Below are 16,754 nucleotides of genomic sequence, written 5' to 3'. Positions count from 1 at the left end.
CTTCATTCGCGCGCATGCGCGCGGCGTCCTGCGCGGAGCCGCCGCATGAGCGGTCTGCGCGTCGCCATCGACCACACCATGCTCGGCTGGATCAAACCGGAGCTGGACGAAGTGCTGCGCCAGGCGCGGATGGAGCTGGAGAGCTTCGTCGACGCGCCGGACGATCCGGGCCGCATGCGGCTGTGCGCCGGGTATCTGCACCAGGCGCAGGGCACGCTGCGCATGGTCGAGCTGTACGCACCCGCGATGGTCGTAGAGGAAATGGAGCGGCTGGCCGACGCACTGCGCGACGGCGCCACTGCAGATCGCGACATCGCCTCGGCTGCACTGTTGCGCGGCATGCTGCTGTTGCCCGATTACCTCGAGCGCCTGCAGGGCGGTCATCGCGATATTCCGATCGTGCTGCTGCCGCTTCTCAACGAACTGCGTGCCGCGCGCGGTGAAACCGGGCTGAGCGAAAGCATCCTGTTCGCGCCTGATCTTGCGCGCGCGGTGCCTGAGGACGCGCCTGCCGAGGAGGCCGGCATCGATCCCGACGCCGCCCTGCGCCAGTTGCGCGTCGCCCTGCAGGCCTGGCCTGCAAGCGGAAGCCCGGGTGACATCGGCGCACTCGCCGCCGGCTTGTCTGCCCTGGCCGCCCAGTCCGGTTCCGAAACCCAGCGCCGCATGTTGTGGGTCGCTGCGCGCGTCGCCGATGCATTGGCCGATGGCGCGTTCGAGCCGGCGTTGCATCCCGCGCTGCGCCAGGTATTTGCCGGTGTCGAACGCGAAGTGCGGCAGTACGCGCAGGCGCCGCGTCTCGATGCGGCGCTGGCCGACGGCGCGCAGGAACCCACGCGTCAGCTGCTCTATCACGTCGCCCACAGCGACGCCGCGCATCCTGCGCTCGATGCGCTGCGCGAGGCCTTCGACCTGCAGGCACAACTGCCCAGCGCGGCCGAACTCGAACATGCCCGCGGCAGTCTCGGGGGGCGCAACCGCGCACTGCTGGATACCGTCGCGGCAGCGGTCAAGGAAGACCTGCTGCGGGTCAAGGACGCACTGGACCTGCATCTGCGCACGGGCTCGTCCGACATCGCCGGTCTGCAGCCGCAGGTCGAGGTGCTCGCCGGCGTCGCCGACACGCTCGGCATGCTCGGCCTGGGCGCGGCCCGCACCGTGGTGCAGCAGCAGCGCGACACGATGCGCGGCATCGTCGGTGGTGCCATGCCGGCCAGCGAGGACACGCTGCTCGATGTCGCCGGCGCTCTGCTGTATGTCGATGCGACGCTCGACGATCAGGTCTCGCGGCTTGGTGCCGAAGCCACCGACGGTTCCGACGATTCGCTTGCTGTCGAAGCGCAGCAGTCGATGACGGTGCTGGTCCGCGAGGCGATCGCCAATTTTTCCGATGCGCGTCAGGCACTGGTCGCGTTCGTCGAGACCAGCTGGGATCACGCGGAACTGCAGGAAGTGCCGCGTCTGCTGGCCGAGGTCGGCGGTGCGCTGTCGATGCTGGAGCTGCCGCAGGCCGCGCGCTATCTGGACGGCGTGCGTCTGTATGCCGAGCGCGAGCTGATCGCGCGCCAGCGCGTCCCCAACGGCCGCCAGCTCGACACATTCGCCGATGCGCTGGCGAGCCTGGAGTACTACCTCGAAGCGCTGCGCGAACAGCGCCCCAATCGCGCCGACATCCTCGACATCGCGCGCAGCAGCCTGGAGACGCTGGGTTACTGGCCGCTTCCAGAAGCGGACATGCGGGCCGACGCTGGCGACGAAGCGAACCCGTTCGAAGACGCAGAGCGCGCCGGGAGCATCGACCTGGACCAGCTCGCGCGCGGCATCGACGTGTGGCAGCCGCCTGCAGTCGCGGTCGAGGCATCGTCGACATCCACTGCGACGCCGACGGAAGCGTCGCGGCCATCCGTGCCCGCCGCTGTACCCGCGCGCAATGCCGCTGGCGGATTCGAGGACGTCGGCGACGAAATCGACGACGAGATCCGCGAAGTCTTTCTCGAGGAATTCGCCGGCGAGATCGAGAATCTCGACGCCCTGCTGCCGCCTTGGCGCGCGCAGCCGGACAACATCGAACTCGTGCGCCCGATCCGGCGCGTGTTCCACACGCTCAAGGGCAGCGGTCGACTGGTCGGCGCGAAGGCGCTTGGCGAGTTCAGCTGGTCGATCGAAACCATGCTCAACCGCGTCATCGACGGCCGCCCGGCGACACCGGCCGTGATCGAGATGGTCGATCAGGCGTTCTATGCACTGCCCGAGCTGCAGGCGGTGCTGCGCGGGGAAGCCACGCTGCGCGCCGACCTCGAAACGATGCAGGCCAACGCGGCGCGCATCGCTACCGGCGACGACACCATGCCGGTGCGGCCCGCCGCGATCGCCGTGGCGGCAGACACCGGCGAAATCGAAGACGCGCCCGTGCCGGTGGATGTCGACGCCGACATCGTCCCGGTCGCGAGCGCGGACGACGCCCCCCCCGAAATCCCGGAAGCAGCGCTGGCCGCGGCGTCCGACGACATCGAGACGGTGCCCGCGTCCGTCGACGCGCTGCTGCTCGAAATCCTCGACAACGAAGTCCAGGGGCATCTGCAGACCGTCGGCGACTGGCTCGGCGCGATCGATGCCGGCGCGCCTGCCGATGGCGAGCGCCTGCTGCGTGCGCTCCATACCATGCATGGCGCGTTCGCGATGGCCGAGGTGCCGGCGATCGGCCTGTTGCTCGGGCCCGCAGAAGAATACGCACGCCGTCTGGTCGCGGCGGGCACCGCGCCGGAGGCCGATGTCACGCCGGTGCTCGACGCGGTCTGCGTCGCAGCCCGGGAAGCGCTGCGCCAGCTGCACGAGCCCGAGCCGCGCATCGCAGTACTGACCGCACTGGCCAACCAGGTCGGCGCATTGCGCGACCGTCTGCCCGAAGCGCCGGTCGAGCGGTTCGAATTCGACCTGCCCGACGACATCGACGCGCTGGACGATCTGTCCGATTCGACGTCGATCGCATTCGACGACCACGGTGATGCCGCGCAGGCTGAGCCGGGCGCCGAGCGTACCGAGGCCGGACGCGCCGCGGAGGCGGAAGCCGAGCGGCTCGAAGCCGAGCAGGTCGAGACCGCGCGTCTCGAGCAGGAGCGACTCGACGCAGAGCGTCTTGCGCTGGCGGACGCCGAGCGCCTCGAACAGGAGCGTCTCGCGCAGGCCGAAGCCGAACAGGCCGAAGCAGCGCGTGTCGAAGCCGAGCGTGTCGAGAGCGAGCGTCTGGAGCAGGTGCGTCTCGCACAGGCAGAAGCGGAACAGGCCGAAGCGGTGCGCGTCGAAGCCGAGCGTGTCGAGAGCGAGCGTGTCGAGAGCGAGCGTCTGGAACAGGCGCGTCTCGCACAGGCCGAAGCGGAACAGGCCGAAGCGGCCCGGATCGACGCCGAGCGCCTTGAAATCGAGCGCGCCGAAGAAGCCCGTCTCGCCGCCGAACGGATCGCACAGGAAGAAGCCGAGCAGGCGGAAGCCGCGCGGCTCGAAGCCGAGCGTGTCGAGTCGGAGCGGCTCGAAGCAGAGCGGCTCGCCGCCGAGCGCGCTGCGCAGGACGAAGCCGAGCAAGCCGCGCTCGCGCGCCTCGAGATCGAGCGCGCGGAAGCAGAACGCATCGAAGTCGAGCGCGCTGCGGTGGAACATCGCGAGCAGGAACGTCTGGCGGCCGAGCAGGCTGCGGAAACGGACGATGTCGCTGCGATGCCGGACCAGGCCGCCGCGGCAGCTGCCGAACCGGACGACGCGCGTCAGGCCGATGCCGCGCGGATCGCGACCGGCGTCTTCGAGAAGCTGCGCCGTCAGGCCCACATCGACGCCACTGTGCTGGCCGCCGAGCGTGCCCGCTTCGAGCAGGACGAAACCGCACGTCGTCTGCGCGATGCAGAGTCGGCCGCAGAGGCGGCGAGCGCGCCGCCCGCAATGGCGTCCCTCGAAGCTGCTGCAGACGGCGTCGAAGCTGTCGGGATTGTCGACGCCGCCTCCGATGTCGAAACGTCATCGGGCGACGACCGCACGACATTGCCGGAGATCGAATCGGCGGACGTCGCTGCAGATGCGCAGGCGCCGTCCGGCATCATTGCTGAGGAAGGCGCTGCGGAAGCGACCACCGCCTCACGCGACAACGCCGACGCGGAAGACCTCGACATCACAGCGCCCGCGGCGGAGATCGAGACAGACACGTCGACGGTCGACCCTGAAGTCGGCGACGACGATGCAGTCGCGCCGCTCTCCGGAATCGATGCAGTGCCGGCGGATCCGATCGATCACGATCCGGAAGCGCCCACGGAGATGGCGGAAGCCGATATCCCGGCCGATCCCACCGCGTCCGCGCTGACCGACGATCTGCCGGACCGCGAGGAAGATCCGGACGCGCCGCTCGCGCTGGATGGTCTCGATCCGGAGCTGATCGACATCTTCGTCGAAGAAGGGATCGACCTGCTCGACCATTCCGATGCGCTGCTGGCGCAGTTGCGTGTCGCGCCCGACAACCGCGATGCGGTGGCGGGTCTGCAGCGCGATCTGCACACGCTCAAGGGCGGTGCGCGCATGGCCGGCCTCATGGAGATCGGCGAGCTGGGTCATGCGATGGAGACCCTGCTCGAATCCGTGGCGGAGCGTCGACGCACGCTGCGCCGCGGCGACGTGATGCTGCTCGAACGCGGCTTCGACCGTCTGCACACGATGGTGACCCGCGCGGGCGACCGCCTTGCGATCGGTCCGTCGCAGGCGCTGGTCGATGCGTTCAGTGGCAAGGGCCCCGGCGAATCGCAGGCCGCGTCTCCGGCACCGGCACACGAGACGCCGAAGATCGAACTGGCGCCGCTGTCCGCACCGCTACCGCTCGACGCCGGCACCGCCGAAGACGAGGAGAACGCGCTGCGTGGCTCGCAGGAGCAGGTGCGCATCCGCGCCGACCTGCTCGACAAGCTGGTCACCTATGCGGGTGAAGTCGCAATCTATCGTGCGCGCTTGGAACAGCAGCTGGGTGCGTTCCGCGGTGCGATGAACGAACTCGCGCAGACCAATACGCGTCTGCGCGACCAGCTGCGCCGTCTCGACAGCGAGACCGAAGCGCAGATCGTCGCGCGCTACCAGCGCGAGGGCGAGGACACCGACACCACCTTCGATCCGCTGGAACTCGACCGCTTCTCGACGCTGCAGCAACTCTCGCGAGCGCTCAGCGAGACCGCGTCCGACTTCGGCAGTCTGCAGCAGATGCTCGAAGACCAGACCCGCCAGTACGAGACACTGCTGACCCAGCAGTCGCGGGTGAGTTCGGATCTGCAGGAAGGCCTGATGCGCACGCGCATGGTGCCGTTCGACGGCCTCGTGCCACGCCTGCGCCGCGTGGTCCGCCAGGCCGCGCAGGACACCGGCAAGCAGGTGCAGCTGCGCCTCGAAGGCACGCAGGGCGAGCTGGACCGCAATGTGCTCGAGCGCATGGTGTCGCCGCTGGAGCACATGTTGCGCAACGCGGTCGCACATGGTCTCGAGGCGCCCGACGCGCGTCGCAGCGCCGGCAAACCCGACGAGGGCAGCGTCCACATCGCGGTCCGTCGCGAAGGTTCGGAAGTGGTGCTGGAAGTCGGCGACGACGGCGCAGGTCTGGATCGCGCCGCCATCCGTCGTCGCGCCGAGGAGCGTGGTCTGCTGCAGGCGGATGCGCCGGTGACGGATTTCGATCTCGATGCGCTGATCCTGCAGCCCGGCTTCTCGACCGCGACCGAAGTCAGCCGGCTCGCCGGGCGCGGCGTCGGCATGGACGTCGTCGCCAGCGAAGTGCGCCAGCTCGGTGGCACGTTCGACATCCGCTCGCAGGCGGGTGCTGGCACCACGTTCACGCTGCGTCTGCCGCAGACGCTCGCCGTCACCCAGGCCGCGTTCGTGCGTATCGGCGAGACCAGTTTCGCGGTGCCGATCGCATCGGTGCGCGGCGTGGGTCGTATCGCCCGCAGCGAGGCGACGCCAGGCGCGATCTACCGTTACGGCGGCGAGGACTATCCGCTGTACGACCTCGGTCGCCTCGTCGGCCAGCCGTCCGCCCGCGCCGAAGGCCAGCTGCAGATGCCCTTGCTGCTGATCCGCGCCGGTGAACTGCGCGCCGCGGTGGCGGTCGACGAAATCGTCGGCAACAAAGAAATCGTGGTGAAGCCGGTGGGTCCGCAGATCACCTCGATCCCGGGCATCTTCGGTGCGACGATCATGGGCGACGGTCGCGTGGTCGTGATCCTCGATATCGCGCCACTCGTGCGTCGCCATGGTGCACAGGCCGCGCAGATCGATACGCCCGAGCAGGCGGTGGAGCCGGCCGTCGAACGCCGCGCGGTGCCGCTGGTGATGGTCGTCGACGATTCGGTGACGATGCGCAAGGTCACCGGCCGTGTGCTGGAGCGCCACAATTTCGAGGTCGTCACCGCGCGGGATGGGCTCGATGCGCTGGAGCGGATGGACGAGCGTGTGCCCGACCTGATGTTGCTCGACATCGAGATGCCGCGCATGGACGGCTACGAGCTGGCGACGCACATGAAGGCCGATCCGCGCCTGCGCGATGTGCACATCATGATGATCACCTCGCGTACCGGCGAGAAGCACCGCCAGCGCGCGTTCGAGATCGGCGTCGACCGCTATCTCGGCAAGCCCTACCAGGAGCCCGAGTTGCTGCGCCATGTCTACGAACTGCTGAAGCTGGAGCGCGATGATGACTGACGCGATCCGGACCGTGGTGCTGGCACGTGCAGGCACGGCCTGCGACCGCGTGGTCGAAGGCCTGACCGAAGCCGGCGCCGAACTGGTCGCGACACTCGACCCGTCGCAGCACACGCCGGACGCCGTCGAGGCCTTGGCGCCTGCAGCGCTGGTGGTGGTGCTCGATCCTGCCGACGAGGATGTGCTCGAAGCGTTCGAGCCGGCGTTCGCAGCGCCCGGCCGCACGGTGATCTTCGAAGAAGCCGCGTTGGTGCTGGAGCGCAGCGGCTGGGACGCCGCGCGCTGGGTCCGGCACCTGGCCGCAAAGCTGCGTGGTGGCAGCGATGTGCTGCCGCCGTCTGTGGTCAGCGATGCGCCGGTCGACGACGTGCCCCTGGCACTGGAGTTCGACGCGCACAGCGACGCACCATCGTCCGTCGAGGACGAGGCACCGGAGGCAGCGGATACCGCTGCGTCGCCTGCGCTGGAATCCTCGTCGGACGATGCGGTACATCTCGCATTCGATCCGGTCGCGGCCGAATTCGACGCGCCGCCGAGCGTGCAGACGCCTGCGGTGGAGTTCAGTTTCGATTTCGAACTGGCCGAGTACGACGAGACCAGTTACACCCCGCCGGCCGTACCGCCGGGCGAGGTGCGCGATCTCAACGAGAATCTGGCCGCCTGGTCGGACGACTCGACGACATCGCCCGAGTCGCCCGCTGCAGCGCCGTCCGCAACGGATACGGGCGTCGAAGCCGCCGTTGAACAGGAATCTGAGCCGACGCTCGAACCGGTGTCCGAACCGCTGACGCTGCTCGACGGCGATGCATTGCCGTCGTTCCGTGCCGCAGCGGTGGTCGAGGAAGACGCTGCCCTCGCGGCGACGCCGGCCAAGACCTTGCAGCGCGATCTGTCGGATCTGGAATCGCGCATTTCCGGCCTGAGCCTCACCGATACCGACAGTTACGGCCACGGGGCGGTCAAGGGTGTCGTGTTGCTCGAAGGCGGGCTGGGCGGTCCGGATGCGGTGCGCCAGCTGCTGGGTGCATTGCCGGAAGGCTTCCCGCGTCCGGTCCTGGTGCGGCTGCAACTCGACGGCGGGCGCTACGACCGGCTCGTGCGCCAGATGGAGCGCGCGACCGCGATGCCGGTGCAACTGGCGGAGGCCGGCATGACGGTTTCGCCGGGTGAGGTCTACTTCCTGCCGCCGGATCTGTTGCCGACCGCGGTCAAGGGTGAACTGCAGTTCGCCAGCGGCGCCGACATCACCGGGCTGGCCGACGCGGTGCCGGCCGATGACAGCGCATTGCTGTTCCTCAGCGGCGCCGATCCCGCGCTCGTCGACGCGGCGATGGGGCCGGCCTGGCAGGGCGCTCTGGTCGGCGGCCAGAGCGAAGAAGGGTGTTACGACCCGGTCGCGGCACGCGCGGTGGCACAGCGCGGCGGTCCCTCGGGCAGTCCGACCGACATCGCCGATTGGTTGATCGCACGCTGGATGCCCAGCGAGCGGCATTTCGATTCCGGAGGCTTGTCGCTGTGACTGCACATCAAGAGATCCGCGGCGTGCTGATCCGCGCCGGTGCGACGCAGTTGTTGCTGCCTAATGCGACGATTTCCGAGGTGCTCTCGTACTCGCCGCCCGAAGTGGTCGCGAATGCACCCGACTGGCTGCTTGGCCGTCTGCGCTGGCGCGGCTGGCGTCTGCCGCTGGTGGCATTTCCGGTGCTGTCGAAGCAGGGCGAGGAACGCGCCGAACTGGCCAGCAAGGTGGTCGTGCTGAAGACGCTGGGCGGCGATGCGCGCCTCCCGTTCTTCGCGCTGCTGACTGAAGGCTTCCCGCGGCTGGTGACGATTTCCGAAGCGAACCTGCTCGACGAATCCGATGGCGACGGCGATGCGCTGCCGTTTGCGGTGCGCGCCCGCGTGCGCCTCAATGACGATGTCGCGCTGATTCCCGATATCGACCTGATCGAGCAGTCGGTGCGCGAGGCACTGGCTGCCTGAGCCGCCGTCGGCGCGCAGCCGGTGGGAGCCTTGAGCTCGCCGCCGGCGCTCAGCCGGTGAGGTCACCGAACCGCGCCTGCAGCGCCGCGATCGCGGCCATGCCGGCGGTTTCGGTGCGCAGGATCCGCGGGCCGAGCCGCAATCCGTTGAAGCCGGCGGCGATCAACGCCGCTCGGTCGTTGGCGGACCAGCCGCCTTCCGGGCCGATCGCAAGCACGATCCCGGCTGACGGCGGGGCCATTGTCGCGATGCCGGCGTCCGCATCTGGGTCGAGCAGCCAGCGCGAGGCACCGGCCGGCAGCTCGGCGAGTGCGGCGGCCAGCGAACGCGGCGGGGCGACGTTCGGAATCCTTGAGCGCCAGCTCTGTTCGCAGGCCGACACCACCACGCTGCGCCAGTGCGTGAGCCGCTTGGTCGCGCGCTCGGCATCGAGCTTCACTTCGCTGCGATCGCTCGACACCGGTACGAATGCGGCGACGCCGAGTTCGGTCGCCTTCTGCAGGATCCAGTCCATCTTCTCGCCGCGCGCGATGCCCTGCACCAGCGTGATCGACAGCGGCGATTCGAGATCGATCGCGCGGCTGCCGGTGATTTCGGCAACGGCAATGCGCTTGTCTACGCGCACCAGGCGCGCGTCGTGATCGACGCCGTCGCCGTTGAACAACACGCAGGCATCGCCCTCGCGCAGGCGCAGCACGCGCACCAGATGGGCGACGGCGTCGTCCGGCAGTTCGACCGGCTGGCCGGCGGCGAGCGGGCGATCGACGAAAGCGCGGATCACGCGCATGCGGTGCCCGCCTCGATGGCTTCGGCGGTGACATCGGCCAGCAGCTGCAACTGCGCATCGTCGATGCAGTAGGGGGGCATCCAGTAAAGAATGTCGCCGAGCGGACGCAGCAGCACGCCGCGTTCGACCGCATGCCGATACGCGTGCAGACCGACACGCAGCGCAGGATCGAAGGGCGTGGCCCTGTCGCCATCGCGGGTGAGTTCGAACGCAACGATCATCCCGGTCTGGCGGGTGTCGGCGACATGCCGGTGCGCGCCGATCTGCGCCGCGAGCGTCGCCATCTTCGCGGCCGTGTTGCGGTTGCGGGCGAGCACGTCGTCTTCGACGAAGATGTCGAGCGAGGCCAGCGCCGCCGCGCAGGCCAGCGGATTGCCGGTGTAGCTGTGGGAATGCAGGAACGCGCGCTCGCGCGAGGCGTCGAGGAAGCCGTCGTACAGCGCCTGCGTCGCCAGGACCGTCGACAGCGGCAGGAAGCCGCCGGTCAGGCCCTTCGACAGACACAGCAGGTCGGGTTGTACGCCCGCCTGCTCGAACGCGAACAGCGTGCCGGTGCGACCGAAGCCGACCGCGATCTCGTCGGCGACCAGGAACACGCCGTGCACATCGCACAGCTCGCGCACGCGCTTGAGATACACCGGGTCGTGCATGCGCATGCCGCCGGCGCATTGCACCAGCGGTTCGAGGATCAGCGCGCAGATTTCGCCAGCGTGTTCGTCGAGCAGATGCGCCAGCGCATCCGCCGCGTCCTCGGCATGGCCGGCGGCGCTCTGCCCGGCGCGCGCGGTGTAGGCATCGGGCGAGGGCGCGAACACCGCTTCGCACAGCAGCGGCGCATAGACGCGGCGGTACAGCGGAATGTCGCCGACCGCCAGCGCGCCGAGCGTCTCGCCGTGATAGCCGTTCTGCAACGCGACGAACTTGGTCCGCCGCGGTTCGTCGCCGCGGTTCTGGAACCACTGGAATGCCATCTTCAGCGCCACTTCGACGCCAGCCGAACCGTTGTCGGCAAAGAACACCTTGGTCAGCGGCGGGCGGCCCGGCTCGCGCGGCGCGACGGCGAGCAGCCGCTCGGCGAGTTCGACCGCGGCCGGATGTGTGCAGCCGGCGAGGATCACCTGTTCCAGCGTGCGCGCCTGCGTCGCGATGGCCTCGGCGATGCGCGGCTCTGCGTGGCCGTGCAGGTTTGTCCACCAGCTGCTGCCCGAATCGAGGATCTTCCGTCCGCCGGCCTCGATCAGCCAGGCGCCTTCGCCGCGCACGATCGGCAGCATCGGCTGGATGTCGGGATGCTCGCGCATCTGGGTGCAGGGGTGCCAGACCGCGGCAAGGTCGCGGGTCCGCCAGTCGTTGCCGTCGGCTAGAATGGCCGCATCGTGAATCTGTCCAGTCATCCCGCCATTATCGCTCCGCAGGTCGGCCACCGTGCAGACGGGCGCGTGCCCGCATGAGCAAGACGCTGCCGACCATTCACGAGGTCACCGAGCACGACGCGGCGCTCTACCGCATGGAGCGGCTCGACTTGGAGTTCTCCAACGGCGAGCGGCGCCTGTACGAACGCCTGCACGGCCGTGGCCATGGCGCGGTGATCGTGGTGCCGATGCTGGACGCCGACACCGTACTGCTGGTGCGCGAGTACGCTGCGGGCTTCCACCGCTATGAACTGGGCCTGGTCAAGGGCCGCATCGATGCCGGCGAGTCCGCGCTCGAGGCCGCCAACCGCGAACTCAAGGAAGAGATCGGCTACGGCGCGCGCCGTGTCGAAGCGCTGCGGTCGATCTCGCTGGCGCCGCAGTACATGAGCCATCAGGCGACGCTGGTCATCGCCCGCGATCTGTATCCGGAGCGTCTGGCCGGCGACGAGCCCGAAGAGCTCGACGTGGTGCCGTGGAAACTCGATGCGCTGCACGAGCTCATCCTGCTCGACGAGTTCTCCGAAGGCCGTTCGATCGCTGCACTGTTCATCGTCCGCGACTGGCTGCGCCACCACGGTGGCTGACGCCGCCGGGCCCGTCACCGCGACGGTCCGCGATGGCGTCATCGCGATCGCCCGCGCCGCAGCCGATGCGATCCTCGCCGTCTACGCGCAAGACTTCGATGTCGACCGCAAGGCCGACGCCAGCCCGGTGACCGCCGCCGATCTGGCCGCGCATCGCGTCATCGTCGACGGCCTGCGTGCGCTGACACCGGACATTCCGATCGTCTCCGAAGAGTCCGCCATTGCAGTGCCGGCCGCGCTGCGCAGAACGTGGACGCGGATGTGGCTGGTCGATCCGCTCGACGGCACCCGCGAGTTCGTCAAGCGCAATGGCGAGTTCACGGTCAACATCGCGTTGATCGAAAACGGCGTCGCGGTATTCGGCGTGATCCAGGCGCCGGTGACCGGCGCGCTGTGGCACGGCGCGCCCGGCCATGGCGCCTTCGTCCGCGAAGGCGAACGCGACACCGTGCTGCAGGCGCCGCGGCACGATCCTGCGGCGCCCGTGACGCTACGTGTGGCCGCAAGCCGCTCGCATCGCGACCCGCGCACGACGGCGCTGCTCGAACGGATCGGTGATGTCACGCCGGTGCCGCTCGGTTCGTCGCTGAAGTTCTGCCGGCTCGCCGAAGGCCGCATGGATGTCTATCCGCGCTTCGGCCCGACCAGCGAGTGGGATACCGCGGCCGGTCAGGCGATTCTCGAAGGTGCCGGCGGCGCGGTACTCGACCTCCAGGGGCGGCCGTTCCGATACAACCAGCGCGACACGATCCTCAACGGCGATTTCATCGCGCTGGTTGATCCGGCGCTGCCGTGGCGCGAGTGGCTCGCAGCCTGAGTCTCTGCGTTCGCGTATCGCGCACGCCGCGCCGAGGTCCTGCAGGCACGCGCGCGCGGATGCGGCCCTGACACCACCGTCGAGGCTGGCATCGCGCGCCCCCGAAAACGGGATGCAGGCACAAGCGCGCTCCTACAATGACCCGCCTCGATCGAGGCGATACGCGCCCGTTATCCAGGAGTCCGATGTGACTGATGCACCCGGCGATATCCATCGCATTCTCGACATCATGGCGCGCCTGCGTGATCCGCAGAACGGGTGCCCCTGGGACGTCAAACAGGATTTCGCATCCATCGCCGCGTACACGATCGAGGAGGCCTACGAGGTCGCCGATGCGATCGACCGCGGCGATCTGCCCGGTCTGTGCGATGAGCTCGGCGATCTGCTGCTGCAGGTCGTCTTCCACGCGCAGATGGCGCAGGAGCAGGGCGCGTTCGCGTTCGGTGATGTCGTCGACGCGATCAGCGACAAGATGATCCGCCGGCACCCGCACATCTTCGGCGACGTCTCCGCCGATGATGCCGAGACGGTGCTGCGCAACTGGGACGCCATCAAGCGCGAGGAGCGCGCTGCGGCGGGCGAGACGGACACGTCGGCGCTCGCCGGCATCGCACGCGGACTGCCCGAGTGGCAGCGCGCGGTGAAACTGCAGGCGCGCGCCGCGCGCGTGGGGTTCGACTGGCCGGGTCCCGGGCCGGTGATCGACAAGCTGCACGAGGAAATCGACGAGGTCCGGGTGGAATTCGACGCGGTGGCGGCCGATCCGGATGACGCCGCGGCACAAAGCCGGCTGGAAGAAGAGCTCGGCGATCTGCTGTTCGTCGCGGCCAATCTCGCGCGCCACGCCAGGGTCGATGTCGGCGCGGCATTACGACGTGCGAACCACAAGTTCGAGCGCCGGTTCCGCGCGATGGAAGCAATGGCCGATGCCGACGGCAGCGCGCTCGCCGGCCAGTCGCTGGACGCGCAGGACACGTACTGGAACCGCGCCAAGCAGGCCGAGCGAGAGCCTTGAAAACGCTGCTGCTGTTCGTCGCCACCGCCCTCTTCGAGATCGTCGGCTGCTATCTGCCGTGGTTGTGGCTGCGCAAGGACGGCAGCGCCTGGCTGCTGTTGCCGGCGGCCGCGGCGCTGGCGGCGTTCGTGTGGTTGCTGACCCTGCATCCCACCGCGTCGGGACGCGTGTACGCGGCCTACGGTGGTGTCTATGTCGCGGTCGCGCTGCTGTGGCTGTGGCGGGTCGACGGCATCGCGCCGGGCCGCTGGGATCTGCTGGGCGCCATGCTGTGTCTTGCGGGCATGGCGGTGATCATGTTCGCGCCGCGCAGCGCCTGAAGCGGTTGACGCCGGCAGGCGCCGGTGCGATCAATGGCGCGGACGCCGTCTGCTCTGGGAGAACGCATGCGCCGCTTCGCCAGCTTCCGCGAGTTCTATCCGTTCTATCTTGGCGAGCACGCGCATCCGGTCTCGCGACGCCTGCATTTCATCGGCAGCTGCGGGGTGCTCGCGCTGATCGGCGTGGCGATCTGGCAGCGCAATGCGATGTGGCTCTGGGCCGCGCTGGTCTGCGGCTACGCCTTCGCGTGGGTGGGGCATTTCTTTTTCGAGAAGAATCGGCCGGCCACGTTCAAGCACCCGGTCTATTCCTTCATCGGCGACTGGGTGATGTTCAAGGACATCCTGACCGGCCGCATCCCCTTCTGAAGAATCGCTACCGCCGAAGGCGGAGCGCGCCAATGCCCCTCTCCCTCCGGGAGAGGGGAGGACCACCCGCATGGCGGGTGGCGGGGTGAGGGTGCTCTCGGGCGCGCGGGGCTACTCCAGAAAAATCAGCCAGGCCGCGACCACGATCAGCGCGAACCCCGCCCAGTGGTTCCACTTCAGCGGCTGGCCCAGATACCAGGTCGAGAAGCCCGCGAACACCAGCAGGGTGATCACTTCCTGCATGCCCTTGAGCTGCGGCGCCGAGTAGACGGCCGCGCCGATCCGGTTCGCGGGCACCATCAGCATGTACTCGAAAAAGGCGATGCCCCAGCTGACGACGATGACCGTCAGGATCGGCACGCTGCGGTACTTCAGGTGCCCGTACCAGGCGAACGTCATGAAGATGTTCGAGCCCACCAGCAGCAGGATGGGCAGATAGCGCTCGTAGCCGGGCATGGCCTGGTTCCGGAGAGGGGAAAGGCGCAAATCGTAGCGAAAAGCCCGCTGTGGCGCGGTCGATCCACGAAATCTTCACAAATCCTGCACTGCGAAAATGGGAAATTCACAAACCTTAATCCACACGCACCCAGCCACGGAGTCGTTTCATGCGCGCAGGTCAGGAACCCGGAGGCCTCGTCCTCATCGTCGAGGACAACCGCAACATTTCCGAGATGGTCGGCGAGTATCTGGAAGGTCGTGGCTTCGAGGTCGATTACGCCGCCGATGGACTGGACGGCTATCGTCTGGCCACCGAGAACAACTATGACGTCATTGTCCTCGACCTGATGCTGCCGCGCCTCGACGGCATCGAGGTCTGCAAGCGTCTGCGCGAGGACGCGCGCAAGTCGACGCCGGTGCTGATGCTGACCGCCCGCGACACCCTGGACGAGAAGCTGACCGGCCTGAGTTCGGGCGCCGACGACTATCTGACCAAGCCTTTTGCGATCCAGGAACTGGAAGCGCGCCTGCGCGCACTCATCCGCCGCGAGCGTCGTCAGGTGGGTTCGGAAGTGCTCAAGGTCGCCGATCTGGTGCTCGACCCGGCCAGCATGCGCGCCACGCGCGGCGGCACCGAGCTGCAGCTTTCGCCGATCGGCATGAAGCTGCTGACGATCCTGATGCGCGAATCGCCGCGTGTGGTGAACCGTCAGGAGATCGAACGCGAGATCTGGGGCAACAGCCTGCCCGACTCCGACACCCTGCGCAGCCATCTCTACAACCTGCGCAAGATCATCGACAAGCCCTACGACAAGCAGCTGCTGCACACGGTACAGAGCGCCGGGTATCGCATCGCCGACATCGAGCAGTCGCCGGCCTGAGCCGACGACGCGACGCTTGACCATGCCCCAGGGGCTTCCCAACCGCATCCGTGATGCGTTCACGTTCCAGGCGGTGATCGCCGGGATGACGCTGATCGTCTGCGTGATGACCGCGGCTTTCATCGGCCGCGAGGTCGTCGCGCGGCAGTGGCTGCAGGCCGAGGCCGACGGCTGGTGGCAAGCCAAGGCTACCGACGCGTCTTATCCGCCGCCGTTCGGGGTGAATCTGCAGGGGTATTTCATGCCTGCCGGAGGCGGCGAGCTGCAGGCGATCATCAGCGGCGATCGCGCCGTCGCCAACCTGCTGTGGTTCAAGGGTGCGCCGGAGGGGTTCTCGACCAGACGCGACACCGAGGGCGTACTGCTGGTCGACCGGCGCGAGGCCGGCACGCTGTACCTCGCCGCGTCGCTGTCTCTGTTCGATCGCATCCTCGCGCTGGCTGCCGGCGGTCTCGCGCTGCTGATGATGGCGACCATGTTCGTCGTCTCGTGGATGACGTACCGCACCTCCAAACGCATGGTGCTGCCGATCCACCGGCTTGCGGACGAAGTCGGGCGCTGGAATCCCTCCGACGACGACGACGGGGTGCCTGCCGCACTGAGTACGCAGGATGACGCGGGGTGCGAAGCGCAGGCGCTGACCAGTGCGCTGCATGGACTTGGCGATCGCATCGGCGCGTTCGTGAGACGCGAGCGCGAGTTCACCCGCGACGCCAGCCACGAGCTGCGTACCCCGCTCACGGTGATCCGCGTCGCCAGCGACATGATCGCGGCAGATCCCGCGACGCCGCCGCACCAGCAACGACCGCTGCTGCGCATCCGCCGCGCCACGCAGGACATGGAAGCGGTGATCGACGCGCTGCTGGTGCTGGCGCGCGAGCGCGGCGTCATGCCGCAGAGCGAGATATTCGATGTGGTCGAGGTGGTCGAAGAGGAACTCGACAAGGTGAGACCGCTGTTCGACGGCAAGCAGCTGGCGTTGACGCTCGACATCCAGGCGCGTCCCCGTCTCGATGCGCCCCCACGAGTGCTCGGCGTCATGATCGGGCATCTGCTGCGCAACGGCTGGGCCTTCACCGAAGCCGGCGGGGTTGAAGTGGTCATCGATCACGACCGCATCATTGTCCGGGATACCGGCATCGGCATGACCCCCGACGTGCTCAAGCGCGTCTATGATCCGTTCTACCGCGCCGATCCCTTCTCGCAGTCCGGCAAAGGCATCGGCCTGTCGATCGTGCGTCGCCTGGGCACGCGCTTCGGGTGGCCGGTGGCGCTCGACAGCACGCCTGACGAAGGCACCACAGTCACGATCGTGCTGGGCGACCGCCTGGTCTGAACCCCTGCCGACGCATGTCGGCGATCTGCGGGTCAGACATCAAAAAATCCGTGTCCCGGTCAACTCCACGCCACGCGATGCGTTAGCGTCTC

12 protein-coding genes and 2 pseudogenes are annotated in these 16,754 nt (G+C 68.3%); 11 read left to right on the top strand and 3 right to left on the bottom strand.

Annotated features, from left to right (window positions below; genetic code table 11):
• Positions 1–45: 45 nt before the first annotated feature.
• The 4 genes and pseudogenes from AC3IRM_RS13250 to AC3IRM_RS13235 form a co-directional block, all read left to right on the top strand.
• Positions 46–2,616 (top strand): annotated as a pseudogene (locus tag AC3IRM_RS13250) (FimL-related protein); the annotation flags it as partial.
• Positions 2,617–4,368: 1,752 nt separating this feature from the next.
• Positions 4,369–6,717, top strand: a pseudogene (locus tag AC3IRM_RS13245) (response regulator); the annotation flags it as partial.
• The gene (locus AC3IRM_RS13240; protein WP_489203557.1) at positions 6,710–8,236 is read left to right on the top strand and encodes a chemotaxis protein CheB; all 1,527 of its coding nucleotides are present in this window, start codon (positions 6,710–6,712) and stop codon (positions 8,234–8,236) included. The pseudogene AC3IRM_RS13245 and the gene AC3IRM_RS13240, both read left to right, overlap by 8 nt.
• Complete coding sequence (locus AC3IRM_RS13235; protein ID WP_489203556.1) at positions 8,233–8,700, top strand: chemotaxis protein CheW; 468 nt, start codon at positions 8,233–8,235, stop codon at positions 8,698–8,700. The genes AC3IRM_RS13240 and AC3IRM_RS13235 overlap by 4 nt, the downstream gene beginning before the upstream one ends.
• A gap of 49 nt (positions 8,701–8,749) precedes the next feature.
• Here AC3IRM_RS13235 and AC3IRM_RS13230 read toward each other — a convergent pair whose 3' ends face one another.
• Positions 8,750–9,487 (bottom strand): 16S rRNA (uracil(1498)-N(3))-methyltransferase, encoded by a 738-nt coding sequence (locus tag AC3IRM_RS13230; protein WP_489203555.1) that lies wholly within the window; start codon positions 9,485–9,487, stop codon positions 8,750–8,752.
• Positions 9,478–10,881, bottom strand: coding sequence for an adenosylmethionine--8-amino-7-oxononanoate transaminase (bioA, locus tag AC3IRM_RS13225; RefSeq protein ID WP_489203554.1), 1,404 nt, complete (start codon positions 10,879–10,881; stop codon positions 9,478–9,480). Before bioA ends, AC3IRM_RS13230 begins: the two co-directional genes overlap by 10 nt.
• A gap of 53 nt (positions 10,882–10,934) precedes the next feature.
• Between bioA and nudE the strand changes: the two genes are divergently transcribed.
• From nudE to AC3IRM_RS13200, 5 genes are all read left to right on the top strand, one after another.
• Positions 10,935–11,486: an ADP compounds hydrolase NudE gene (gene nudE, locus AC3IRM_RS13220; protein ID WP_489203553.1), complete on the top strand. Its 552-nt coding sequence runs from the start codon at positions 10,935–10,937 to the stop codon at positions 11,484–11,486.
• Positions 11,479–12,303, top strand: a complete 825-nt coding sequence (gene cysQ, locus AC3IRM_RS13215; RefSeq protein ID WP_489203552.1) for a 3'(2'),5'-bisphosphate nucleotidase CysQ — start codon at positions 11,479–11,481, stop codon at positions 12,301–12,303. Before nudE ends, cysQ begins: the two co-directional genes overlap by 8 nt.
• A 229-nt stretch (positions 12,304–12,532) precedes the next feature.
• Positions 12,533–13,318 (top strand): nucleoside triphosphate pyrophosphohydrolase, encoded by a 786-nt coding sequence (gene mazG / locus AC3IRM_RS13210; RefSeq protein WP_489205925.1) that lies wholly within the window; start codon positions 12,533–12,535, stop codon positions 13,316–13,318.
• Positions 13,315–13,638 carry a YnfA family protein gene (locus AC3IRM_RS13205; RefSeq protein WP_489203551.1) on the top strand — a complete coding sequence of 108 codons (324 nt, stop codon included), beginning with the start codon at positions 13,315–13,317 and terminating at the stop codon, positions 13,636–13,638. The genes mazG and AC3IRM_RS13205 overlap by 4 nt, the downstream gene beginning before the upstream one ends.
• 66 nt (positions 13,639–13,704) lie before the next feature.
• On the top strand, positions 13,705–14,007 hold the full coding sequence (locus AC3IRM_RS13200; protein WP_489203550.1) for an Mpo1-like protein: 303 nt from the start codon (positions 13,705–13,707) through the stop codon (positions 14,005–14,007).
• 111 nt (positions 14,008–14,118) lie between these two features.
• Here the strand turns inward: AC3IRM_RS13200 and AC3IRM_RS13195 are convergent, their stop codons facing one another.
• A complete protein-coding gene (locus AC3IRM_RS13195; RefSeq protein WP_310233138.1) occupies positions 14,119–14,463 on the bottom strand; it encodes a DMT family protein in 345 nt (114 codons plus the stop codon).
• 149 nt (positions 14,464–14,612) lie between these two features.
• On the opposite strand from AC3IRM_RS13195, the gene AC3IRM_RS13190 reads away from it, so the two are divergent.
• Together AC3IRM_RS13190 and AC3IRM_RS13185 are read left to right on the top strand one after the other, a co-directional pair.
• A complete protein-coding gene (locus AC3IRM_RS13190) occupies positions 14,613–15,326 on the top strand; it encodes a response regulator transcription factor (protein ID WP_159680050.1) in 714 nt (237 codons plus the stop codon).
• A gap of 22 nt (positions 15,327–15,348) precedes the next feature.
• On the top strand, positions 15,349–16,662 hold the full coding sequence (locus AC3IRM_RS13185; RefSeq protein WP_489203549.1) for a sensor histidine kinase: 1,314 nt from the start codon (positions 15,349–15,351) through the stop codon (positions 16,660–16,662).
• Positions 16,663–16,754 lie beyond the last annotated feature (92 nt).

The sequence above is a fragment of the Luteimonas sp. KH_071 genome, from assembly GCF_057838005.1.
Note: the sequence above shows the minus strand (reverse complement) of the source record. Positions and strands in the feature narration are given on the sequence as shown.

Excerpts from the sequence above, each read along its gene's own strand:
- AC3IRM_RS13200 (WP_489203550.1), top strand. The coding sequence starts at position 13,705 with ATGCGCCGCTTCGCCAGCTTCCGCGAGTTCTATCCGTTCTATCTTGGC.
- mazG (WP_489205925.1), top strand. The coding sequence starts at position 12,533 with ATGGCGCGCCTGCGTGATCCGCAGAACGGGTGCCCCTGGGACGTCAAA.
- nudE (WP_489203553.1), top strand. The coding sequence starts at position 10,935 with ATGAGCAAGACGCTGCCGACCATTCACGAGGTCACCGAGCACGACGCG.
- AC3IRM_RS13230 (WP_489203555.1), bottom strand. The coding sequence starts at position 9,487 with ATGCGCGTGATCCGCGCTTTCGTCGATCGCCCGCTCGCCGCCGGCCAG.
- AC3IRM_RS13195 (WP_310233138.1), bottom strand. The coding sequence starts at position 14,463 with ATGCCCGGCTACGAGCGCTATCTGCCCATCCTGCTGCTGGTGGGCTCG.
- AC3IRM_RS13240 (WP_489203557.1), top strand. The coding sequence starts at position 6,710 with ATGACTGACGCGATCCGGACCGTGGTGCTGGCACGTGCAGGCACGGCC.
- bioA (WP_489203554.1), bottom strand. The coding sequence starts at position 10,881 with ATGACTGGACAGATTCACGATGCGGCCATTCTAGCCGACGGCAACGAC.
- AC3IRM_RS13190 (WP_159680050.1), top strand. The coding sequence starts at position 14,613 with ATGCGCGCAGGTCAGGAACCCGGAGGCCTCGTCCTCATCGTCGAGGAC.
- AC3IRM_RS13185 (WP_489203549.1), top strand. The coding sequence starts at position 15,349 with ATGCCCCAGGGGCTTCCCAACCGCATCCGTGATGCGTTCACGTTCCAG.